Here is an 18,385-nt window from a genome sequence, read left to right as displayed (position 1 = left end):
TGCGGCGGTCGTGATGTGGTCTACTGCATGGTCGCTTCCGCTGGGGTTGGAGCGACCGGTCGGCCGTGTTTCTGAACTCACGGCCCTCCTGGGGGATGAGCAAGCGTGGAGACGAAGATTGCGTCGTCGTGCACGCCGGCTGCCTCGTCGTCGACGATGGGGCGTCGGCGCGGGCCCACAGGAGTTGAAGGGGCACCCGTGGGGACCGGGTGCGCTGGGGAGACGCTCTGGGCCGGCGGTGCCGGCCCAGAGCCACCCCATCAATGATGAGCGACCGGATCGCGGGATGACACGTAGGGTGGCTGCGTGGAGATGGCCGAGCTGACCGCGCTGCTCACCCCGGAGGGGCTGCGGCTGCTCGACGAACTTCCCCCGGTGGAGTCGGCCGACGATGTGGCACGGATCGTGTCGCGGTTGCGCAAGGCGGGTCACTCCCCCGATCTCGTCTCCGCCGTGGTGACGCAGTCACGACTGCGCGTGCGGGCGGCGCCGAAGTTCGGACCGTTCGCCTCTCGGATGCTGTTCACCCGGGCCGGGCTCGAGCAGGCGACGCGGCTCTCGGTCGCCGCCCGTCACGCGGCACGGTTCCGGGACGCCGGCATCACCCGTGTGGCCGACCTGGGTTCGGGGATCGGCGGCGACGCCCTCGGGCTGGCGGCGCTCGGGCTGCACGTGACCGCCGTCGACGCCGACGAGGTGACGGCGGCGATCGCCGCGTACAACCTCGCCCCGTTCGGAGACGCGGTGACCGTGCAGCACGCGACCGCTCAGCAGACCGATCTGTCGGGCGTCGAAGCGGTGTGGCTCGATCCTGCGCGGCGCACGGCGGGCCATTCCGAGACGGCTCGCACCCGACCGGAGGACTGGTCTCCGCCGCTGAACTGGGCGTTCGATCTCGCGCGGCGTCTGCCGGCAGGGATCAAGCTCGGCCCGGGACTCGACCGGCACCTCATCCCCGACGACGTCGAGGCGCAGTGGGTCAGCGCCGACGGCTCGACCATCGAACTCGTCGTCTGGTCGGGCGCCCTGGCCCGCGACGGCGTGCGCCGGGCCGCGCTGGTGCTGCGCGACGGCGAAGGGCACGAGCTCACCGCGGCGTCGGACAGCCCCGATGAGCCGGTCCGCGGCCTGGGCGCTTTCGTCCACGAACCGGACGGCGCGGTGATCCGGGCCCGGCTCATCGGCGAGGTGGCCCGCTCCCTGGATGCCGGGATGCTCGATGAGCACATCGCCTATCTGACGTCGGATGCCGCGCTCACGAGCCCGTTCGTGTCGTCGTTCCGGGTGCGGGAGTCGATGCCCGCGAAGGTGCCCACGATCAACGCCGCGTTGCGGGCGCACGGGATCGGACGCGTCGAGATCAAGAAGCGCGGCGTGGATGTCGATCCCGCACAGTTCCGGCGCAAGCTGGTGCTGAAGGGAGAAGCCGAGGCGACGCTCCTGCTGACCCGCATCGGCACGCGCCGGATCGCGGTGCTGGCCGACCGCGTCAGCCGGCCGCCGCGAGGCGACTGAACGCGAACCACAGCCACCCGGCGCTGTAGAGCAGCGACACGGCGCCGAGGACGAGGGCCCAGATCGCGACGGCGCGACTCTCTAGCGGCCGTCGCAGCGCCAGGATCGCCGACACGATCCCGACGAGACCGATCGGGAATCCCCAGCCGACGAACAGCGACACCACGAGTCCGGCGATCGAGAACACGAGAGCCCACGCGGCGAGCCCGCGCTGTGGACCGGCGGGCTCGGGCATGAGCCATTGCGCCGTCACCGACGGCGGGTCGTCCTCGGTGCCCGGCTCGGCCGGTGCCGTCTGGGTCGTCGTCACGCTCACCGGCGCGGTCGGCAACCGCAGGAATCCGCCGCGGTGCACGCCGGGGAGCGGGGATGCCTCGTCGGCGAGATCGACGTCGGGCGACGGCGGCTCGACCGCCGGGGTCGCGGCCGGGGGTCGAGCCGCGGGCATGGGGGGTCGCGGCATCCGCTCTTCTGTCATGCGTCCTCCCCGGCGACCTGGATCTCGGTGACCGGGAGGGTCGAGTCCGCTCCGAAGCGCAGCGACGAGGGAGCACGGCCCGACATGACGAGTTCGGAGGCGAGCGCCGCGATCATGGCCCCGTTGTCGGTGCACAGCGACAGCGGCGGGATGCGCACCGTCACCCCTTGGGCGGCCGCGCGCTCCAGCGCCACGTCGCGCAGACGGCGGTTCGCGATGACGCCGCCGCCAAGCAGCAGGCGCGGCACGCCGTGGTCGCGGCACGCGGCGAGCGCCTTCGTCACCAGCACGTCGACGACGGCCTCTCGGAAGCTGGCGGCGACGTCGGCGACGGGGATCGGCTCGCCCGCGGCCTGCCGCTGCTCTGTCCAGCGGGCGACGGCGGTCTTGAGTCCCGAGAAGGAGAAGTCGTAGCGGTGTTCGGCCATGTCGCTCGCGCGGGAGAGGCCCCGCGGGAAGCGGATCGCGTCGGGATCGCCGGCCGCCGCGGCACGGTCGATCTCGGGGCCGCCCGGGTACGGCAGCCCGAGCAGCCGCGCGACCTTGTCGAACGCTTCGCCCGCGGCGTCGTCCATCGTCTCGCCGAGCAGCTCGACGTCGGTCGTGAGGTCGCGCACCAGGAGGAGCGACGTATGCCCGCCGCTCACGAGGAGGGCGACGGTCGGGTATTCGAGGGGCGGCGCGTCGGGGTCGAGGATGTCGGCGGCGATGTGTCCGACGAGGTGGTTGACGGCGTACAGCGGACGCTCGAGGGAGACGGCGAGGGCCTTCGCGGCTCCCACACCCACCATGAGAGCACCGGCGAGCCCGGGGCCGGATGTCACGGCGACGGCGTCGAGGTCGCCGAGGCGCACGCCGGATTCGGCCAGCGCGGCGTGGATGGCGGGTTCGAGCGCTTCGAGGTGGGCGCGCGCCGCCACCTCGGGGACCACGCCGCCGTACCGCGCGTGCTCGTCCATCGAGCTCGCGATGGTGTTCGAGAGCAGCGTGCGCCCTCGGACGATGCCGATCCCCGTCTCGTCGCAGCTCGTTTCGATGCCGAGGACGAGCGGTTCCTCGCGGTTCACGTGCACACCCCCGCGTCTTCGGGCGAGGCCGTCTGCGCCGTCGACCAACCGCGCACGTCGAGCTTCATCACGATCGCGTCGACGTCGTCGGGCTGGTAGTACCGGGGGCGGCGCCCGATCTCGCGGAAACCCTCGGAGACGTACAGCGCATGAGCGACGGGGTTGTCGGCGCGCACTTCGAGGAACACGTCCTGCACCTCTCGGCGGGCGGCCTCGTCGAGAAGCGCTCGCAGCAGTGCGCGTCCACGGCCGCGACCACGGGATGCCTCGGCGATCGCGATCGTCTGCACGTCGGCGTCCTTGGCGCCTCGCACGGCGCGCAGGCCCGCGTACCCGGTGACGCGGCCGGCGACCTCGTCGACGATGTACCACCCGTGCGGTGACGACAGCTCTTCGCGCATCATGGCCGCCGACCAGGCGTCGGTGGGGAACGAGGCGCGCTCCAGCGCCATGATCGGTTCGAGGTCGGCGGGACCGGCTTCGCGCAGGGTCATGCGCCCACCCGCTTCGGCCCGCTCGACAAGGTGACGTCCGGCGATCTCAGGTAGAGGGCGTCCGCCGGTCCGATCGTGCGGCCGGCGGCCACCGCGCGTGCGGCGCAGATGGCGAGCAGGGCGGCGGGGATGCGCTCGGCGTCGCGGCGGGCAGCGCCGACGGACGAGAGGAGGTCGTCGAGGTCGTCGCGGGGGGCGAGCGCAGGCTCGCTCGTGCGCACCGGCAGCCCGTCGTCGTCGATGCCGCCGTACACCGTATAGGCCAGCTCGCGTCGGCGCGCGTCGGTGACGACGGCGAACGGCACGTCGGCCGTGTCATCACCGGTGAGCGCGGCGTGGAGGAGCAGCTCGAGGGCGACGGCGTCGTGGCTGGGGACCGGGACGACGGGGAGGCCGCGCCCGAGGGCGAACGCGCGTGCGGCGGCGATCCCGACCCGCAGCCCGGTGAAGGGCCCGGGGCCCATGCCGGAGGCGACGTGCGAGATGTCGGCGGCGGTGACGGATGCCTCGGCCAGCGCCTGCTCGATCAGGCTGCCGATGACCTCGGCGTGTCCGCGCGGGTCACGGCTCTCGGCCTGCGAGCGCACGACGCCGTCGGGCTCGACGACGGCGACCGTCGATCCGAGCGAGGTGTCGATGCCGAGGATCACCCTTCCAGGGTAGACGCCACCCCGTGTCATCCCGGCGGCACGCAGACCGTGCGAGCGCGACACCGCCATCAGAACGGGGCCGCCGCGGTGTCGTGGGGGCGCGTCGGAGCGGCGCGGAGGACGGGCGTGGGTCGTTCGGGCGCCACGACATACCTCCGACCGGCCGGCGAGGTCCATGAGAGTGCTCCACCGCTGTCGGGGATCTGAGCGACCGTCCACCCGCCATGATGCTTCACCGTGTGGTGGCCCGTGCACAGGGGCGCGAGGTTGTCGAGAGAGGTGTCGCCCCCTTCGGCCCACGCGACGGTGTGGTCGATCTCGCACCGGCTGGCGGGGATCGCACACCCCGGGGCCATGCAGCGCTCGGCGCGCCACCGGACGAGGTGGCGCAGCGCCGGTGGCGGCCGGTACCGGTCGCGTCCGACCGAAAGGACGATGCCGGTTTCCGGATGCGTGAGCACCCGCATCCATCCGTCCGCTTCGCCGCACAGCTCGCGTGCCCTGGTGAGCGGGATCGGCCCGATGCCTTCGACGGTCGCCGGCGCGAGACCTTGGTCCTCTCGGTCGATGTCGTCGGTCGCGAGGAGCGCGAGAACGGGGACCGTCACCGCCACGGTGGCGCGAATGCCTCGTGCCGCAGCCGGGTGCACGGTGGTCGTGCCGTCGATGAGCAGGTCGCTGAGAACGTCGGCGCGCACCTGGTCGAGGGTGCGGTTCTCGTGGGGGCTGGCCGCGATGGTCTTCGCGATCGCGGTGACGCGCGCGTGGATCGCGTGAGCCTCGACCGCGGGAACGAGCGCGTGCAGCCACGCCATTCCGTCGTCGACATGCTCGACGACCACGCGGCGCGAGGTGAGGGCCCGTTCGAACCTCTCGGTGAGGGTCGAGGCTCGCGCGTCGTCGACGATCCGGCGCAGCCGTCGCGCGAACGTGCCCACCGGCTGGGCCTCGGCAAGCGGCAACGCGTCGTCGACCACCCTGTCACGAAGGTGCGGATCGACCTCGTCGAGCACTCGCACCAGGATCTGCGCGTGCTTCTCGGTCACCCGCGCGCGGCTCAGGGACTCGAGCACCGACGGATACCGCTCGACGAGCGCCTCGGCCAGCGCAAGCATGTCGCCCGAGGCCTGCTCGGTGATGCGGAGCGCGGCGGCGAGCTCGAGGCGAATGCCACGTTCCACCACCTCTTGCAGCCCGCGGTCAGGCATGTCGGCCAGCGCCTCACGCCGCATCGCGTGCACCCGTTCGAGACGCTGCGCAGCGATGATCGCCAGCACATGGGACGCCTCGACCACGAGGTCCAAGGCGTCCGGTATCGGAACCGGATCATCTCCAATGGTCAGCATGCAACCATGTTAGTACATAGCTTCGACACTGGAGGATGCAGGGCGATAACCCATGGCGCATTTTTGTTCTCGACTAGGCATCCGGCGATCCCGGCCACGAACCAACCTGACGATAGGTCTCACCGACCTGCTGCGGTCCACACTGAACCGCTAGCCGCTCACGGCCGCCGCGAGACCGTGACCGCTCGAGGCGAGTCCGCGTCGAGCTCCTCGGTGGCGCGCGAGTACGTGCCGCACGCCGTGTCGACGCCCCGACCGTGCCACTCGCGCTCGATCTCGATCTCCCACCAGCTGTCTCGGAGCCCGTCCACCATGCCCCGACCCCACTCGACGATCACCGCCGACGAGTCCAGGTCGATGTCGAGGTCGTCGAGCTCGGCCGCGGATCCGAGGCGGTAGGCATCGACGTGGACGAGAGGCGTACCGCCGACGAGCGACGGATGCGTCCGGGCGATGACGAACGTGGGGCTCTGCACGGGTCCGCGCACCTGCAGCCCCGCGGCGATCCCGCGGGTGAGAGTGGTCTTGCCCGCGCCGAGCGGACCGGTGAGCACCACGAGGTCGCCGGGGCGCAGCATCCGTCCGATCTCGGCGCCCAGCGCCTCCATGTCGGCGGGCGACGTGACCTCGCGGGTGCCGACGAGGTCGTCCAGGCTCTGCAGCGTCTCTTTCACATCGGGGCCAACGCCGGAACCCTCTGCGGGCTTCCCGGTCACGCCGACACCTGCCGCCGCGGCACCCGGGGTCCGATCCGCGTCACGATCTCGTAGTTGATGGTCCCCGCGGCATCCGCCCACTCGCCGGCGGCCGGCACGCCCAGCGTCGGGTCGCCGAACAGCACGACCTCGTCGCCGACCTCGACCGCGGCATCTGCGACGTCGACCACGAACTGGTCCATGGCGATCCGGCCAGCGACGTGGAACCTGCGGCCGCCGATCACCACCGGACCTGCCCCGGACGCCTGCCGCGGGATTCCGTCGGCGTAGCCGAGGGGCACGAGGGCGAGCGTCGTCTCGCGAGGCGCGCGGTAGTCGTATCCGTACGACACGCCCTGCCCGGCAGGCACTCGGCGCACCGCGGCCACCGGGGCCCGCAGGGTCATGGCGGGACGCAGCCCCAGCTCGGCCGATGACCGATCGGCGAAGGGCGAGAGCCCGTAGAGTCCGATCCCGATGCGCACGCAGCCCAGACGCGCCTCGGGGAGTGCGATGGCCGCGTGCGTGGCGGCGAGATGCCGCAGCGGCGGCGCCAGCCCGAGCGACGCCGCATGCGCGACGCCTTCCTCGAAGACGGCGAGCGCGGCGCGATCATCGTCGTCGGAGGCGTTCGAGAGGTGGCTGAACAGCGCCACCACCCGCACTTTGCCGATCCGCTCCAGGCGGGCGGCCTCGGCGAACACGAGGCGCTGGTCGGCCGGAGCGATCCCGTTGCGCGACAGCCCCGTCTCGAGCTTCAGATGAACGCCCACAGGGCGGTCGCCGGATGCCGCGGCCGCCGCCTGCTGCAGCTGGTCGAAGCTCGAGATCCCCAACTCGATCCCCAGCGACGCGGCTTCTGCGAAGGAGGCGCCCGGTGCGTGCAGCCAGGCCACGATGGGCGCGTCGATCCCCGCCCGCCGCAGCGCGACGGCCTCGGCGACGTCGGCGACACCCAGGCGCGTCGCACCGCCGGCGAGCGCGGCGACGGCGGAGCGCACGGCGCCGTGCCCGTAGCCGTCGGCCTTGACCACCGCGATCACCTCCGACTCGGTGAGCCGGCGCAGGTGACGCACATTGTCTTCGATCGCGCCGACGTCGACCGTCGCCTCGCGCAGCACCCCGGGCGCGACGCGGCTCATCGGCGCGCGCCCTTCGGCTCGCGCGACCCGGCGTCGGCCTCGGCCACGACGTAGGCCGTCGCGAAGCCCGCGTCGTGCGACATCGACAGGTGGAGCGTCGTGATGCCGCGGTCGGCGACGGCGGTCGCCGTCGTGCCGCTCAGGGTGAACCACGGGCGACCGGATGCCTCGGGCGTGATCTCGATCTCGGTCCAGTGCACGCCGTCCGAACCGCCGAGCGCCTTGATGAGCGCTTCCTTCGCGGCGTACCGCGCGGCGAGCGACCGCGGCTTGAGCAGCCGTTCGGCGGGCGAGAAGAGCCGCTCGATCAGCCGCGGGGTGCGCTCCAGGGTGCGCTCGAAGCGCGCGATGTCGACGAGGTCGACCCCGATCCCGACGATCACGCTGGTCTCCCGACTACTCGACCGTGACGGACTTCGCCAGGTTGCGCGGCTGGTCCACGTCCAGTCCCTTCGCGGTTGCGAGGCCCATCGCGAAGATGTGCAGCGGCACGACGGCGAGGAGCGGCTCGAAGAAGGGTCCGGCCAGCGGGATGCGCAGCACCTCGTCGGCGATGGGCAGCACCGCCGCGTCGCCCTCTTCGGCGATCGCGATGACCCGCGCGCCGCGAGCACGGATCTCCTCGATGCTCGAGACGACCTTCTTGTGCATGTCGGCCGAACCGCGCGGCGACGGCACGATCACGAACACCGGCTGGCCGGGCTCGATCAGCGCGATGGGCCCGTGCTTGAGCTCGCCGGCGGCGAAGCCCTCGGCGTGGATGTAGGCCAGCTCCTTGAGCTTCAGCGCGCCCTCCAGGGCGATAGGGTACCCGACGTGTCGTCCGAGGAAGAGCACCGAGCGCGTGTCGGCCATCCAGTGCGCGAACTGCTCGATGCGCGGCTGCTCGCGCTCGAGGATCTGCGAGATCTTGGCCGGCACGGCTTCGAGCTCGCGCACGTGCGACGCGGCGGCCTCGGCCGACACCGATCCGCGGACGCGGCCGATGTGCAGCGCCATCAGGTACAGCGCGGTCACCTGCGCCACGAACGCCTTCGTCGAGGCGACGGCCACCTCCGGTCCGGCGTGGGTGTAGACGATCGCATCCGATTCGCGCGGGATCGTGGCGCCCTGGGTGTTGCAGATCGAGAGGGTGCGGGCGCCGCGCTCGCGCGCGTACTTCACCGCCATCAGGGTGTCCATCGTCTCGCCCGACTGGCTGATCGAGACCACGAGCGTGTCGGGACCGATGACCGGGTCGCGATAGCGGAACTCGTGGGCGAGCTCGACGTCGACGGGCACCCGCGTCCACTGTTCGATGGCGTACTTGCCCACCTGCCCGGCATACGCCGCCGTGCCGCACGCGATCACGATGATGCGCGACACGTCCGCGAACAGCTCGTCCATGCCGTCGAGCTCGGGGATCACGACCTCGCCGCCGCGGATCCGTCCGCGCAGGGTGTTCGCGACCGCCTCGGGCTCCTCGGAGACCTCTTTCATCATGAAGGAGGACCAGCCGCCCTTCTCGGCGGCCGAGGCATCCCACGTCACCTCGAAGGGCTCGACCTCGACCGCGTTGCCGTCGAAGTCGGTGACCTCGACGCCCTCGGGCGTGATCGCCACGATCTGGTCCTGCCCGATCGCGAGCGCGTTGCGCGTGTGCTCCACGAAGGCGGCCACGTCGGACCCGAGGAAGTTCTCCCCCTCGCCGAGCCCGATCACCAGCGGCGAGTTGCGTCGCGCCCCGACGACCAGTCCGGGCTGGTCCTCGTGCATCGCGAGGAGCGTGAACGCGCCCTCGAGGCGCGAGACGACCTTGCGGAACGCGACGACGAGGTCGCCTTCGGCCCGGTACTCCCGGCCGAGGAGGACCGCGGCGACCTCGGTGTCGGTCTGGGAGCGGAAGGTGTAGCCCTGCGAGACGAGCTCTTCCTTCAGCTCGAAGAAGTTCTCGATGATGCCGTTGTGGATCACGGCGAGCTTGTCGTCGTCGGCGAGGTGCGGGTGGGCGTTCTCGTCGGTGGGACCGCCGTGGGTGGCCCAGCGCGTGTGACCGATGCCGGTGGTGCCGTCGGCGAGGGGCGCGGCGACGAGGTCGTCGCGAAGGATGCCCAGCTTGCCCGCCCGCTTGCGCATCCCGAGGTCGCCGTCCGCGTCGATCACGGCGATGCCTGCGGAGTCATAGCCGCGGTACTCGAGCCGGGCGAGCCCGGCGAGGAGGATGGCCTGGCTCTGCCGCGGGCCCACGTATCCGACGATTCCACACATGCCCCCAATGGTAGGCGGGCGGTTATGCGAGGAGCCTGAACGAAAGAAAAAGTCCCGGTCAGAAGGGCTTGGCGCGGGAGGTCAGAGTTTTCGAAGCAGAACCCGCTCGACGGTGTGATCCGCGGCCTTCTGCAGCACCAGGCTGGCCCGATGACGGGTGGGCAGCACGTTCTCGACCAGATTGGGAAGGTTGATGTCGTTCCAGTAGCCCATCGCGGTCTGCACCGCCTCCTCGTCGCTGAGGTGCGAGAAGACGTTGAAGAACGAGTTCGGGTTCGCGAACGCGCCGGTCCGCAGCGCCATGAACCGCTCGACGTACCACTGCGCGATGTTTCCCGGGTCGGCGTCCACGTAGACGGAGAAGTCGAACAGGTCGCTCACCGCGACGTCGTTCGGCGTCGGCGGTGGCTGCAGCACGTTGAGCCCCTCGACGATCACGACGTCGGGGCGGCGCACGGTGGTGTGGGCGTCCGGCACGATGTCGTAGCGCATGTGCGAGTAGTAGGGCGCCTTCACCTCGGGCGCTCCGCTCTTCACCTCGGTGAGGAACGACACCAGCGCCCGGCGGTCGTACGACTCGGGGAAACCCTTGCGGCTCATGATGCCCCGCCGCTCGAGCTCGGCATTGGGATAGAGGAAGCCGTCGGTGGTCACGAGCTCGACCCGCGGGGTGTCGGGCCAGCGGCTCATCAGTTCGCGCAGAAGGCGGGCGATCGTGGACTTGCCGACGGCGACCGACCCCGCCACCGCGACGACGAACGGCGTGGCGGCCTCGTCGTCGCCGAGGAACGAGCTCGTCTCGGCGCCCAGTCTCTTGATCGCCTTCGCATACAGCGACAGCAGCCGTGACAGCGGGAGGTACACCTGCGCGACCTCCGCCATGTCGAGGCGGTCGCCTAGACCCCGGATCTGGATGATCTCGGTCTCGGACAGAGGCTGCGACATCCCCGCCGCGAGCCGTGCCCAGTCGGCTCGATCGATCTCGCGGTAGAGCGAGAGCGCCGGGGAGATGGTGGAGGCGTCGTCGGCGGACATCCCGCTCATCGTATCCGCTGACGCGGGCCCGCCTCCGAAGAGACGGGCCCGCGCGGTGTGGCGGAACGACCTCAGTCAGCCGCGGCGGCGTGATCGTGGTCGTGGTGCAGACCTCCGCCACCACCGGCGAACGTGCCCTCCGCGCCCGCCGGGTCGGGCAGCGCGAGCCCGCCGGGGATCGACCGGCCGGGCACGCCGTTCACGAGTTCGGTCGAGTACGAGTACACCAGCACGGCGAGGGCGATCGCGTCGGTGTTCACACCGAGCGCCTCCTCGCTGAGGTTGCCGATGTCGTCGCAGGCCTGGTGGTAGCACGGGTCGAACGCCTCGCCCGCGGTGCCACCCCAGATCTCGGCCTGCTCCGCCGTCTTGACCTCTTCGGCGCCGGTGAAGAGGCCGCCCGACGGGATGTCGGCGTTGATGAACGCCTCGTAGTCGCTGCGACCGCTGAACTCGGCATCGTCATAGGGGATGCCGGCGCCGGTGAAGTACCGCTCGAACAGGTCCTCGATCTCGGTCGAGCCCTCCGGCACCACGACGGGCGCCTCGAAGCTGGTCTCGTCGCCGTCGTACACCATGTAGATGTAGTTCGGCGAGGCGACCATGTCGAAGTTGAGGTACAGGGCGATGCGGTCCCGCTCCTCCTGAGACAAACCCTCCACGTACTCGGTCGAGCCGATCAGGCCCTCCTCCTCCGCGCCCCACCAGGCGAAACGCACGGTGTTCTGCGGCTTGAGCTTCGACAGGTTCTGCGCGATCTCGATCAGCGCGGCCGATCCGGAGCCGTTGTCGTTGATGCCCGGACCTTCGGGCACCGAGTCGAGGTGGGCGCCCGCCATGACGACGTTGTCGTCGTTGCGGCCGGGGAGCTCGGCGATCACGTTCTCCTGCGGATGGTTCTCGGGCTCGGGCTTGACCACGCGTGCCGTCGCGCCGGGCACGGCGAGCGCCGCGCCACCGTCGAACGACGTGGTGATGACCGGGATGTCGAGAGCCGTCGGGTTCTCGCCGATGAGCGTCACGTTGGTGATGACGCCGGACCGCTCGGGAGTGTTGCCCTGGTTCATGATGATGACGGCCTCGGCGCCCGCCTCCTGCGCATTGCGAGCCTTGACCCCGAACTCGCAGGTGCCGCGCTGGATGAGCGCGATGTCGGTGGGGCCGGAGAAGTCCAGGCCGGCGAAGTCCGCGTCCTCGCATCCGCTCGTCACGGGGTCGCGCGGCGGCGCGAGCACCAGGTCGACGGGGATGATCTGCCCGGTGACCGTGCCCGACCCCGAGCCCTCCGAGAAGTTGCCCGCGGGGAGCGTCGCGTTCACGGGCGTGAGCTGCTGCAGCTCGGCCGGAGGCTGGTACGCGTAGTCGAACTCATCGATCGACACGTCCCACCCGGCGGCCTCGAGCGTCTCCACGACGTAGTCGACGCTCGCCTCGTATCCGGGCGTGTCGGCCGCACGGTTGCCGCCGTTGGCATCCGCGATCTCCTGGAACGCCTCGAGGTGCTCCATGACGCCGTCGGCGCTCACGCAGTCGAGCAGCTTGGTGATCGTGTTGTTGTTGCGGGTGTCGCAGGAGACACCCCCCTGAGCCGCGTTCGCGGCCGCCGCGGGCGCGACGGTCAAGGCCAGTGCGGTCGCACCGGCCGCCGCGAACGCGACGGTGCGCCTCGCGGTCTTTCGTGATCGATCCATGTTCTCTCCTTCACGATCGGCGCCCTCGTCGGGCACCGTGCCGCGCGTTCGGCCCCACACCGGCCGCGCAGCGGGGGATGGTGCCGGGTCGGCACCTCGCGCTGAGGCTAAGACGGCCCAGGGCGGCGCGATAGGTCCGGCGCCGACTTCTCATCCGACGCTCATCAGGGGCGGTACTGTCGTCCCGTGCGCCTGGGAGTCCTCGACATCGGATCGAACACCGTCCACCTCCTGGTCGCCGACGTGAGGCCCGGCGGCCGTCCGCTCGCCGCCACGAGCAACCGCACCGTGCTGCGCCTGATGCGCTACCTCGGACCGGATGGCGAGATCACCCCCGACGGCGTCGCAGCGCTGGTCGCCGCGGTCTCCGAGGCGCGGCGGGTCGCGGCGTCCGAGGGCGTGGACGAGCTGCTCGCGACCGCGACCTCGGCGGTGCGCGAGGCCGCGAACGGTCCGGACGTGATCGCGAGGATCGAGGAGGCCCTGGGCCAGCCGCTGCAGGTCCTGGGCGGAGAGACCGAGGCCCGCTACACGTTCCTCGCGGTCCGGCGGTGGTTCGGCTGGGCCGCCGGCCAGATCCTCCTGTTCGATATCGGCGGCGGATCCCTCGAGCTGGCGGCGGGCGCCGACGAGCTGCCGGAGGCCGCGGCATCCGTCCCCCTCGGCGCGGGACGCATGACGGTGCAGTTCCTGCCCGACGACCCGCCGGGAGACGACGCCGTCGAGCGGCTGCGCCATCACGCCCGCGCGACGCTCGCCCCCGTGGCCGCGTCGCTGCGGACACTGCCGCGACCGGACCACGTGGTCGGCTCGTCGAAGGCGATCCGCTCGCTGGCGAAGCTGGTCGGATATCCCGCGCCCGGCTGGACCGGCATCGAGCGGATGCTGCTCCCCCGCGCCGCGCTCGGCTCGTGGATCCCCCGGCTCGCGCGCATCCCGGCGAGCGCCCGGCAGGAGCTTCCCGGCATCACGCCGGACCGTACGTTCCAGATCGTCGCCGGCGCCGTGGTGCTGCACGAGGCGATGCGGGCGATGGACGTGGACGAGCTCGAGGTGTCGCCGTGGGCCCTTCGCGAAGGGGTGCTCCTGCGCTATATCGAGTCGCTGTCGTGGAGCGCACCGCCGGCCTGAGCCGGCCTCGACGCGCCTGAAACCGCTCGACCGCAGAGCCGCCCTTTACGCCGGGGGTCGAGCGGGGCGAGGATTTCCCTCATGGATGCCGCGAGATCGCCGATCCGCACGCCCGACCAGCGCATCCGGGTCTTCGTGAGCTCCACCCTGCGTGAGCTCGAACCCGAGCGTCGGGCGGTGCGGGAGGTCATCGAGCGCCTGCAGCTCGCCCCGGTCATGTTCGAGCTCGGCGCGAGACCCCACCCGCCGCGCGCGCTGTACCGCTCGTACCTGGAGCAGAGCGACGTCTTCGTCGGCCTCTACTGGGAGAAGTACGGCTGGGTGGCGCCCGACGAGGAGATCTCGGGGCTCGAGGACGAGTATCGCCTGTCGGCCGGGCTGCCCACCCTCATCTACATCAAGGAGCCGGCGCCCCACCGCGAGGAGCGCCTCGACGAGCTGCTGCATGCGATCCGATCCGACGACCGGACGTCGTACAAGTCGTTCACCGGCCCGGCGGATCTCGCCCAGCTCGTCGTCGCCGACATCGCCACGCTCCTGGCCGAGCGGTTCGACGCCGCCGGCCGCTCCGCGGCATCCGCGAACGTGCCCGCCCCAGCGCCCGGGGCCGAGATCCCGGCGCCCTACACCGAGCTCATCGGCCGTGAGCGCGAGCGTGTCGAGGTGCGCGAGCTGCTGGCGCGGCCCGAGGTCAGGATCGTCACCCTGGTCGGTCCGGGCGGGGTGGGCAAGTCGCGACTGGCGATCGAGATCGCGACGGATGCTGCGGCCGCCGGCCGCGACGTCGCCTTCGCCGCCCTCGAGTCGGTGTCGTCGCCCGACCGCGTCCCGGCCGCCGTCGCGCGCGCGCTGGGCGTGCGCAACTCCGGCGACGGACCCCTGCTCGACAAGATCGTGGAGGCCGTCGACGACCGCGACCTCCTGCTGGTGGTCGACAACATGGAGCACCTGCTCGACGCGTCGCCCGACCTGGTGCGGCTGGTGGCCGAGGCGCCGAGGCTGCAGCTGCTCGTCACGAGCAGATCGCCGCTGCGGGTTCGCGCCGAGCGCGTCTTCGAGCTGAACCCGCTCGAGGTTCCCGCGCCGGATGCCGCGGCTTCCACCGCCGCCGGCTCGGCGGCGGTGGAACTCTTCGTCGCGCGGGCGACCGCCGTGCGGCCGTCGTTCCGCCTCACCCGCGACAACGTCGCGGCGGTGGTCGCGATCTGCCGGGTGCTCGACGGCATGCCGCTCGCGATCGAGCTCGCCGCGGCGCGCACGCGCACGCTCGCCCCGGCGCAGATCCTCGAGCGACTCGACTCCGCCCTCGACCTGCTCGTGAGCGGGCCACGCGACCTGCCCGAGCGGCAGCGCGCCCAGGGCCGCACGATCCAGTGGAGCGTCGACCTGCTGGATCCCGAGGCGCGCCGGGCGCTCGCCGTGCTCTCGGTGTTCGCCGGGTCGTTCACGCTGGCGTCGGCCGAGGACGTGCTCGCGGCGGTCGGCCTCGCCGACCCGCTGGGGTGCATCGAGGCGCTCGTCGACGCCAGCCTCGTGGGACGCACCGACGACACCGGCACGGAGCTGTTCCGGCTGCTCGTGCTCGTGCGCGCCTACGCCGGCGGCCTGCTGGACGACGCGGCACGCGAGGAGGCGGTCTCCGCGTGGATCGCCCATTATCGCGCCAGAGCGGTCGAAGCCGCGACCGCCCTGCGAGGGCCGGGGCAGCTGCGCGTTCTGGCGCTGCTCGAACGGGAGGTCGAGAACCTCGCGAGCGTCGCCCGGGCGCTTCTCGACCGCCGAGAGCTCGACGCGGCCGCCGAGTACGCCTGGGCGCTGTACCTGTTCCTGTGGATCGGCGGCTACCTGGGGGTCGTCCAGGAGTGGATGGCGGAGCTGCTGCGCCTCGCCGAGACCGAGGCCATCGAGATCTCGGACCGCACGAGGGCGATCGCGCTCTACTACGCCCACGCGATCCGGTTCTGGCAGGACCTCCACTTCGACCCGACGGTCGGCATGAGCGAGAGCCGACGGCTGTTCCAGGCCTCGGGCGAGACCTTCGGCGCGGCGCTCGCCGGCGTGTCGGTCGCGCTCGGGCTGCTCGCTCGGCCCGAAGGCGCGGACGTGCCCGCGGCGACGACCGCGCTCGAACGGAGCCTGGACGAGTTCCGCGGCGTGCACGACGCCTGGGGCCAGGCGATGGCGCTCGTGATGCTGGGCCGCGTCGGCATGATGACCTCGGACGTTCCCGCCGCGATGGACCGGTTCGAGGAGAGCCTCGAACTCGCGACCGCCCAGGGCGAGGGCGTCGGCATCGTCATCGCCCTCAACCACCGGGGCTGGGCGCGATTCTTCGAGGGCGACCTCGAGGGAGCGCGCGACGACTTCGCCGTGTCGCTCGACCGCTCGCTGGCCCTCGGCCACGACGAGGGAGTGGCCTATGGGCTGGAGGGGTTCGTGGGGCTGGCGGCGCTCGACGGCGACGCCGAGCGGGCCGGGTTGCTGCTCGGAGCCGCGCGCAGCCTGCGCATCCGCAAGGGCATCTTCAACCCCGGTGCGTTCGAGTTCTCGATGATCCCGCTCGACGGGCTGCGTGCGAGGGGCTTGGGCCCCCAGCTCGACGCCGCCACGGAGCGCGGGCGCGAGCTGTCGGTGAAGGAGGCGCTGGAGCATGTCCGCGACCGAGGGTGAGGCATCCGTCCCCGCACGCGGGATCGCCGACGACCGCGTCCTCCCCGCCACACGGTGGGTGGCGATCGCGATCGTGCCGTTCCTCGTGGTGGCCGCGTTCCTGCTGTTCGCGTTCCCCGAGCGCACCGGCGAGCTCTTCGCCTGGGCCATCGATCCGCCGCTGTCGGCGTACCTTCTGGCGTCGGCCTATACGGGAGGCATCTGGTTCTTCGTGCGGGTGGCCGCGGCGCGGCGGTGGCATCACGTCGCCCACGGCTTCCCCGCGGTGGTGGTCTTCGCCGGCGCGCTGCTCGTCGCGACGCTGCTGCACCTGGACCGGTTCTCGCAGAACCTGTCGTTCGCCGTGTGGATGACGCTGTACGCGACGACGCCCTTCGCGGTGGCCGCGCTCGGCATCGTGCAGCGCCGACGCGACCCCGGCGTGCCCGATGAGCGCGACGTCGAGATCCCCCGCCCCGTCCGCTTCGGCCTGGCCGCCGTCGGACTCGCCGCCTTGGCGCTCGGGGCGGCGCTGTTCTGCGCTCCTGCCGCCGCCATCGACCTCTGGGCGTGGCCGCTGACACCGCTGACCGCGCAGGTCACGGGCGCGGTCCTCTCCCTCACGGGCGTCGTCAACGCGGGGCTGCTGTGGGACAGCCGGTGGAGCGCCTTCCGCACGCTGTTCCAGGCGCAGCTGCTGAGCCTCGTCGCGATCGCCGTGTCGCTGATCGCGGGGCGCGACGCCCTGCTGTGGGACGGCCCCGCGACCCCCGCCTTCGTCGGGCTCGTCGCCGTCGCCCTTCTCGGCTACGGCGCGTTCGCGCTGTGGTGCGAGTCGCGGATGCGGCGGGCCGCTCCGCTCCGCGGGTGAGCGCTCAGAGCGCCAGGCGCTCGCGGACGACCTCGGCGAGCGCCTCGGCGTGACGCTCGGCGTCCTCGCGGGACGCCGCCTCGACCATGACCCGGACGAGCGGCTCGGTGCCCGAGGGGCGCAGCAGCACGCGCCCCGAGTCCCCGAGTTCGGCCGCGGCGCGCGCGACCGCATCCGACACGCCCTCGTCGCTGTTCGCACGGGCGCGGTCGACGCCGGTCACGTTGACGAGCACCTGCGGGTACACGGTCATCATCGACGCGAGCTCGGCTAGCGTCTTGCCCTGCCGCGCCATCTCGCCGACGAGGTGCAGTCCCGTGAGCAGACCGTCGCCCGTGGTCGCGAAATCGCTCATGATCACGTGGCCGGACTGCTCGCCGCCGAGCGAGAACCCGCCCTCGTTCATGCGCTCCAGCACGTAGCGGTCGCCCACGGCGGTCTGCTCGACCTGGATGCCGTGCGAAGCCATCGCGCGGTGCAGCCCCAGGTTGCTCATCACCGTCGCGACCAGGGTGTTCTTGGCCAGCCGACCGCGTTCCTTCATCGCCACCGCGAGGATGGCCATGATCTGGTCGCCGTCGACGACGCGCCCGGCGGCGTCGACCGCGAGGCACCGGTCGGCGTCGCCGTCGTGGGCGATGCCGACGTCGGCGCCGGCGGCGAGCACCGCTGCGGCCAGCTCGTCGAGGTGCGTCGAGCCCACGCCGTCGTTGATGTTGAGGCCATCGGGGTCGGCGCCGATCACTGTCACCCGCGCGCCCGCGTCGCGGAACGTCTCGGGCGAGACACCGGATGCCGCGCCGTGCGCGCAGTCGAGGACGACGTGGATCCCGTCGAGGCGATCCGGCAGGGACGCCAGCAGGTGCACGACGTAACGGTCCTCGGCGTCGGCGAACCGGCGGATGCGGCCCACGTCCGCGCCGGTGGGCTGCAGCTTCGGCCCGGCCATCGCGGACTCGATGCGCTGCTCGACGATGTCGGGGAGCTTCACTCCCCCGCGCGCGAAGATCTTGATGCCGTTGTCGGGCGCCGGGTTGTGCGACGCCGACACCATCACGCCGAAGTCGGCGTCCATGTCGGCGATCAGGTACGCCGCGGCGGGGGTCGGCAGAACGCCGGCGTCGAGCACGTCGACGCCGGACGAGGCGAGCCCCGCCTCGACCGCGGCCGAGAGGAACTCTCCCGAGACGCGCGGGTCGCGGGCCACGACGGCGGTGGGACGCTTGCCGGCGGCGCGACGCGCCTCGGCGGTACGACCCTGGCCCAGGACGACGGCCGTCGCCTGGGCCAGGGACAGTGCGAGTTCGGCGGTGAGGGGGCCGTTGGCCAGCCCCCTCACCCCGTCCGTGCCAAAGAGCGGCATACGGAACGAGA

General features: G+C 71.8%; 16 protein-coding genes. 4 read left to right on the top strand and 12 right to left on the bottom strand.

The window, feature by feature from the left end; all coding sequences use genetic code 11:
- The first annotated feature begins 306 nt into the window (after nucleotides 1-306).
- Nucleotides 307-1,515, top strand: a complete 1,209-nt coding sequence (locus tag ACFUTX_RS01845) for an SAM-dependent methyltransferase (RefSeq protein ID WP_378860492.1) — start codon at nucleotides 307-309, stop codon at nucleotides 1,513-1,515.
- On the opposite strand, the gene ACFUTX_RS01840 is transcribed toward ACFUTX_RS01845, so the two are convergent.
- The 11 genes from ACFUTX_RS01840 to ACFUTX_RS01790 all read right to left on the bottom strand — a co-directional run bounded on the left by ACFUTX_RS01840 (nucleotide 1,490) and on the right by ACFUTX_RS01790 (nucleotide 12,360).
- Nucleotides 1,490-1,978: a hypothetical protein gene (locus ACFUTX_RS01840; RefSeq protein WP_378860491.1), complete on the bottom strand. Its 489-nt coding sequence runs from the start codon at nucleotides 1,976-1,978 to the stop codon at nucleotides 1,490-1,492. The genes ACFUTX_RS01845 and ACFUTX_RS01840 overlap by 26 nt on opposite strands.
- An 11-nt stretch (nucleotides 1,979-1,989) precedes the next feature.
- Nucleotides 1,990-3,060, bottom strand: a complete 1,071-nt coding sequence (gene tsaD / locus ACFUTX_RS01835) for a tRNA (adenosine(37)-N6)-threonylcarbamoyltransferase complex transferase subunit TsaD (protein WP_378860490.1) — start codon at nucleotides 3,058-3,060, stop codon at nucleotides 1,990-1,992.
- The gene (gene rimI, locus ACFUTX_RS01830; RefSeq protein ID WP_378860489.1) at nucleotides 3,057-3,554 is read right to left on the bottom strand and encodes a ribosomal protein S18-alanine N-acetyltransferase; all 498 of its coding nucleotides are present in this window, start codon (nucleotides 3,552-3,554) and stop codon (nucleotides 3,057-3,059) included. The genes tsaD and rimI overlap by 4 nt, the downstream gene beginning before the upstream one ends.
- Entirely contained in the window at nucleotides 3,551-4,204 is a 654-nt protein-coding gene (gene tsaB, locus ACFUTX_RS01825; RefSeq protein WP_378860488.1) for a tRNA (adenosine(37)-N6)-threonylcarbamoyltransferase complex dimerization subunit type 1 TsaB, read from the bottom strand. The genes rimI and tsaB overlap by 4 nt, the downstream gene beginning before the upstream one ends.
- 68 nt (nucleotides 4,205-4,272) lie before the next feature.
- A complete protein-coding gene (locus ACFUTX_RS01820) occupies nucleotides 4,273-5,550 on the bottom strand; it encodes a DUF222 domain-containing protein (RefSeq protein WP_378860487.1) in 1,278 nt (425 codons plus the stop codon).
- Nucleotides 5,551-5,708: 158 nt separating this feature from the next.
- The gene (gene tsaE / locus ACFUTX_RS01815; protein ID WP_378861036.1) at nucleotides 5,709-6,158 is read right to left on the bottom strand and encodes a tRNA (adenosine(37)-N6)-threonylcarbamoyltransferase complex ATPase subunit type 1 TsaE; all 450 of its coding nucleotides are present in this window, start codon (nucleotides 6,156-6,158) and stop codon (nucleotides 5,709-5,711) included.
- A gap of 104 nt (nucleotides 6,159-6,262) precedes the next feature.
- A complete protein-coding gene (alr, locus tag ACFUTX_RS01810; protein WP_378860486.1) occupies nucleotides 6,263-7,387 on the bottom strand; it encodes an alanine racemase in 1,125 nt (374 codons plus the stop codon).
- Nucleotides 7,384-7,770, bottom strand: a complete 387-nt coding sequence (locus ACFUTX_RS01805) for a holo-ACP synthase (RefSeq protein WP_378860485.1) — start codon at nucleotides 7,768-7,770, stop codon at nucleotides 7,384-7,386. Before ACFUTX_RS01805 ends, alr begins: the two co-directional genes overlap by 4 nt.
- Nucleotides 7,771-7,783: 13 nt before the next feature.
- Nucleotides 7,784-9,634, bottom strand: coding sequence for a glutamine--fructose-6-phosphate transaminase (isomerizing) (gene glmS / locus ACFUTX_RS01800; protein WP_378860484.1), 1,851 nt, complete (start codon nucleotides 9,632-9,634; stop codon nucleotides 7,784-7,786).
- Nucleotides 9,635-9,715: 81 nt separating this feature from the next.
- Entirely contained in the window at nucleotides 9,716-10,669 is a 954-nt protein-coding gene (gene coaA / locus ACFUTX_RS01795; RefSeq protein ID WP_378860483.1) for a type I pantothenate kinase, read from the bottom strand.
- A 71-nt stretch (nucleotides 10,670-10,740) separates the two neighbouring features.
- Nucleotides 10,741-12,360: a M28 family metallopeptidase gene (locus ACFUTX_RS01790; protein ID WP_378860482.1), complete on the bottom strand. Its 1,620-nt coding sequence runs from the start codon at nucleotides 12,358-12,360 to the stop codon at nucleotides 10,741-10,743.
- Between the two features lie 186 nt (nucleotides 12,361-12,546).
- Here ACFUTX_RS01790 and ACFUTX_RS01785 point away from each other — a divergent pair, with 186 nt between their 5' ends.
- The 3 genes from ACFUTX_RS01785 (at nucleotide 12,547) to ACFUTX_RS01775 (ending at nucleotide 17,011) form a co-directional block, all read left to right on the top strand.
- Nucleotides 12,547-13,491, top strand: a complete 945-nt coding sequence (locus tag ACFUTX_RS01785; protein ID WP_378860481.1) for a Ppx/GppA phosphatase family protein — start codon at nucleotides 12,547-12,549, stop codon at nucleotides 13,489-13,491.
- 81 nt (nucleotides 13,492-13,572) lie between these two features.
- Nucleotides 13,573-16,161 (top strand): DUF4062 domain-containing protein, encoded by a 2,589-nt coding sequence (locus ACFUTX_RS01780; protein WP_378860480.1) that lies wholly within the window; start codon nucleotides 13,573-13,575, stop codon nucleotides 16,159-16,161.
- The gene (locus ACFUTX_RS01775) at nucleotides 16,142-17,011 is read left to right on the top strand and encodes a hypothetical protein (RefSeq protein WP_378860479.1); all 870 of its coding nucleotides are present in this window, start codon (nucleotides 16,142-16,144) and stop codon (nucleotides 17,009-17,011) included. Before ACFUTX_RS01780 ends, ACFUTX_RS01775 begins: the two co-directional genes overlap by 20 nt.
- 4 nt (nucleotides 17,012-17,015) lie before the next feature.
- On the opposite strand, the gene glmM is transcribed toward ACFUTX_RS01775, so the two are convergent.
- The gene (gene glmM / locus ACFUTX_RS01770; protein WP_378860478.1) at nucleotides 17,016-18,374 is read right to left on the bottom strand and encodes a phosphoglucosamine mutase; all 1,359 of its coding nucleotides are present in this window, start codon (nucleotides 18,372-18,374) and stop codon (nucleotides 17,016-17,018) included.
- Between the last annotated feature and the right edge of the window lie 11 nt (nucleotides 18,375-18,385).

The sequence above is a fragment of the Microbacterium sp. NPDC057407 genome, from assembly GCF_042803895.1.
Lineage (GTDB): Bacteria > Actinomycetota > Actinomycetes > Actinomycetales > Microbacteriaceae > Microbacterium.
This window is presented reverse-complemented; position numbering and strand designations above follow the sequence as displayed.